Below are 4,864 nucleotides of genomic sequence, written 5' to 3' on the forward strand. Positions count from 1 at the left end.
ACCATAGGTTTGTCCTCCTTTTGCTTTTGGGAATTCGTTTTGTCTGGTAACTTAACGATCTCCCATAAGGAGGACTTTTTCAATATCAAAATTCATTAACTAAAAACCGTTTTTGGACAAGAGTGATCGAGAATATTTGAAAGGAATAAATGACTTTCAGGTGTTTTGTCACGTTAGTCAACAACGTCCCTTAAATTCCGCAAAGAGCACAAAGGACGTGAAGAAGTAATTATTAATATTAATCTCTGCGAACTCTGCGTTCTCTGCGGTGAAGACCCTTCGTTTAAAACTCCATCTTATACCCTATGCGGAATGTCCTTCCGGGCTCATTAAAGGTAAAACCCCTTGAACTGGTCAGGTAATCGGAATATGCCTTGTTAAATATATTGTCTATCGCCCCATATATCTCATGCCCGGTCGTGGCAACAATAAATTTGTAACCTGCCATAAAATCAAACCTTGTCCATTTATCAGATATATTCACCCCTGTGGGCACCTTTTTCTGTGAGCCGTTATATATGGCATCAAGCTGCGCCCATGCCCCCTGAAAAGGATAATAGCAGAGCCTTAAAAAACCATTTATTGGCGATATTGAGGGGAGGTCCTGATCATTACCTGTGTCACGCCCCCTTGTATATGCCACATTACCTGAGGCGGAGAACCACGCTGTCGGACGCAGGGTAAATTCGATCTCTCCGCCATACAGCTCTGCCTCGCTTATATTCTGGAGCTCTATGCGGGTAGGGCTTACCCTGTTTTCTGCAATCAGGTTTTCCAGATCATTATAATATAGTGCTATCCCTGCCTTTAAGATATCGCCTGTTCTGATTATGCCATATTCAAAAAACATGGACTTTTCAGGCTCAAGATTGGGGTTTCCCCACTTTTCCGCCCCGCTTCCCAGGTTAAGGTATTTATACCTCTCTTCAAGTGAGGCAGCCCTGTATGCCCTCGCTATAATAAAGTCTGTTGACCAGAGGCTGTTTATCTCATATGTGACCCCTGTATGGGCGTTCCATGAATATTCGGTCACATCATATTTATCCCATATCCTCCTGTTTGGCTGGGGAGGAGGGGGTGCAGTAGCAAATGCAGTCTTATAAAGGTCTGTCTCTTCATTTTTTACCTGAATCCTGTCAAACCTGCCTCCGATATTCATTGAAAACCGGTCATTTATCTCCCATTCATCCTCTGTATAAATACCTGATGAAAGATAATATGAGTCAGGTATGGGGGTATCTATGGAGGTCTCACCATTATGCTTTGTTCGCACCCTTTTTCCGTCATAGGTTCGTTTCCAGGTATCAAGGCCTAGCATTATGTCATGATTATCTGTCTTAAACCTGTTAATAAGGGCAATCGAGTAGGTTTTATGTATTGCGCCAGGTTCAATACTTTTTAAAAAAGCTCCTGTGGGAGGGGGGATATCATTAACCCTCACATGCCTGTCTATGGAATGGTATGAAAGCCTGAGCTTTGACTCCTGGTAAAAGCCGACCTCAGGCCGGTAGGTGTGCTCAAGGTTGATCAGGACACGGTCAACCTCATCATATGTCACGGTTGCCTCAGCCGGGAAGCCCACACTGCCCGCTCCGGGGATGCCTATCTCATCACCCCTGTAATACTGGGTTTTAAGCTCTGTTGTGTTTATTTCATTGGTTTTATAACCAAGGTTCATTATCCCCTGCAGGTCTGAAAACCCGCTGTTTTTCATCGTATTGTTTCTTCCATCCTTATATGACCCGAAATCCCTGAAGCTGCCGCTTGCAAAAACATAGTAATCAGGTGCATTATAGGCGGTATATGCATATGTGCTTCCACCATCAGAATTGAAATTATAGAGCAGGTTGAGGCCTCCTTCTGTATAGGCATCATGGCTGAACCTGCCGCTCCTGGTGATTACATTCACCACCCCCCCCATTGTGCCGGAGCCATACAGAGAAGAGATAGGGCCTTTAAGTATCTCAACCCGCTCAACAGAGGCCGGGTCAATAGTGCCGAACTGTGCCCCTATATCGGTTGCAGTATTAAGCCTGATGTCATCAACAAGAAAGACAACATTTGCCCTTGAGCTTCCCCTGATATTTATCTCTGATCCCCAGGGCGAGTCAGAACTCTTTGTAACGCCGGGGATAACCCTGAGTGCGTCTGATATGCTGCTTGGCTGTATAAAGTGTATGTCCTTTGAGTTTATCACCCCAGTGCCGCCCGGCACCTTTTTAATCTCCGAGGCATAACCCCTTGCAGTTACGATTATTTCATCCAGTATATGTGATGTATCTTTGCTATTTGTATTTTCATCAGGTTTTTTCTCTTCCGCAATTATTTGACCTGACATGACCATTACTATTAATAGAATTACAGTTACAGCTTTCATTATAAATCTCCATATTCATATCTCGTCTTTTTTAAACCTTATTTTCATCTATTATTCCTTTTACATTCCCGCTATACTAAATATCTTTTATGGATTTGCAAAAAAAATATTCCCTTTTGGCTCTCAATCTTAGAATTATCTGCCCTTTGCCGATTAAAATTCCTAAACAGTTAAATAGGTTAGCCCTTTTTAAAATACTTTGCACCAAATTATTTTTTTGCATAGAACCAGGAATAATGATATATATCCCTGATATTTTTTTTGGTTGCCCTTTTTTTATCCCGGTAGACCGAAAAAATAGCAGATTTAAATCTGATAAAAAATCAAAGGAGATCAAATTATGAGCGGTAGTGAGACATATAAACAATCCGACAGTGCTGATATGGAGCGCTCCTCCCTTATGAAGGAGCTAAGAACCGCAGCAGGGTATATACCCCTTGCGGCCAGGAAAAGTTCAGAATTTAAAAGAATAAAGGTTACAGTAAACGGAAAAGAAACCGAGGTATATGGCGGGCTTACCATTCTTCAGTCTCTACAGCAGGAGGGTATACATATCCCTCACCTCTGTTATGACATAAGGCTTAAAAGGGCCAATGGGAACTGCGGCCTCTGTGAAGTGGAGCTTGAAGAGGATGGAAAGGTCGTAAGAAGCGTAAAAAGCTGCCAGACCCCCATTAAAGAGGGGATGAATATCATTACCTCCAGCCATCATCTTGAGGCATATAGAAGGGTACGGCTTGAACAGCTCTTAAGCGACCATAATGCAGACTGTACAGCGCCATGCGTAATGACCTGCCCGGCCCATATTGATATTCAATTCTACCTGATGCATGTTGAAGCCGGTAATTTTGAGGCAGCCCTGAAGGTTATAAAGCAAAAGAACCCCTTTCCAATAGCCTGCGGTCGTGTATGTCCTCACCCGTGTGAGGCCCAGTGCAGGCGTAACCTGGTTGACGAACCCGTTGCCATCAATTATGTAAAACGGTTTGCAGCAGACTGGGACATTGCAAGCGGAACCCCGTTTGTTCCCAAAAAGGCTGAATCAACAGGCAAAAAGATCGCCATTATCGGCGCAGGCCCTTCAGGCCTTTCAGCTGCCTACTACAGTGCTATTAACGGTCATGATGTTACTGTCTTTGAGCGTCACAACCAGCCTGGCGGTATGATGCGTTACGGCATCCCGGAATATCGTCTGCCAAAGGCACAGCTTGACAAGGAGATTGATGTTATAAGGGCACTGGGAGTAAAGATTATCTGCGAAAAAAATCTTGGCACAAGCATACACCTTGAAGACCTCCATAAGAATTTTGATGCGGTTTACCTTGCAATAGGTTCATGGCGGGCAACCCCAATGCAGATTGAGGGTGAAAATCTCAAGAATGTATGGCTTGGCATCAACTTTCTTGAGATAGTTACAAAGGGAGAAAAGATTGATATAGGCGATAAGGTCATAGTTATAGGCGGCGGGAACACCGCTATTGACTGCGCCCGCACCGCACTGCGCAAGGGTGCAAAGGATGTCAAGATCATATACCGCAGGACAGAGGATGAGATGCCTGCTGAGCATTATGAAGTCGAAGATGCCAAGCATGAAGGCATTGAGATTTTAACCCTCACAGCACCAAAGAAGATAACTGAGGGCAATGGCAAAAAACAGCTTGAGTGCATAAAGATGACCCTTGGTGAGCTTGACAGGTCAGGCCGTCGCCGCCCAGTATCCATTGAGGGAAGTGAGTTCATCATGGAGGCCGACACAATCATTGGCGCCATTGGCCAGAGCACAAACACCCAGTTTTTGTATAATGACCTTCCTGTAAAACTGAATAAATGGGGCGATATAAAGATCGACGGGCGCACCATGCAGACCTCGGTAGACAAGGTATTCTCCGGCGGTGACTGCGTTACTGGCCCTGCCACTGTTGTCCAGGCAGTTGGGGCAGGCCGTCGCGCCGCAGAGGCAATGCACTGCTATCTGACAGAAGGGTATGTGAGAGAAGAAAAGGCTGAATATAACAGCAGCAGGGGCACACTTGAGGATCTTCCAAGATGGGAATTCGAAGAGATGCCAAAACTTCCCAGGTCAAAGATGCCTGCACTGGAGGTTGAGGCCAGGAAGAATAATTTTAATGAGGTTGAACTGGGCTTAAGCACAGAACAGGTAAGGGAAGAGGCCAGACGCTGCCTCCGCTGCGGGTGCGGCGCAAGGTACACCTGTGATCTTAAGGCAGAGGCCAAGGCTCATAATTTAACATATATCAAACCAATTCATGAGAGGCCGTTCTTTCCACAGGCAAATGACCATCCGTTTATAGTAAGGGATCACAACAAGTGTATCTCATGCGGCAGGTGTATTGCCGCATGTGCAGAGGTTGTGGGTGTGGATGTGCTCTCCTATTATCTTAAGAATGGCAGGATGCTTGTTGGTACAAGAACAGGTAAACCGCTCAATGAGACATACTGCGTGAGCTGCGGGCAGTGCGTAAATTC

The 4,864-nt window shown here is 45.1% G+C and carries 2 protein-coding genes; one reads left to right on the forward strand and one right to left on the reverse strand.

Annotated elements, in window-relative coordinates:
• Positions 1–283: 283 nt before the first annotated feature.
• Entirely contained in the window at positions 284–2,377 is a 2,094-nt protein-coding gene (locus tag GX654_10555) for a TonB-dependent receptor (protein ID NLD37297.1), read from the reverse strand.
• A 400-nt stretch (positions 2,378–2,777) separates the two neighbouring features.
• On the opposite strand from GX654_10555, the gene GX654_10560 reads away from it, so the two are divergent.
• On the forward strand, positions 2,778–4,864 hold a 2,087-nt coding region (locus tag GX654_10560), incomplete at its 3' end, for an FAD-dependent oxidoreductase (GenBank protein NLD37298.1).

The sequence above is a fragment of the Desulfatiglans sp. genome, from assembly GCA_012513605.1.
Lineage (GTDB): Bacteria > Desulfobacterota > DSM-4660 > Desulfatiglandales > HGW-15 > JAAZBV01.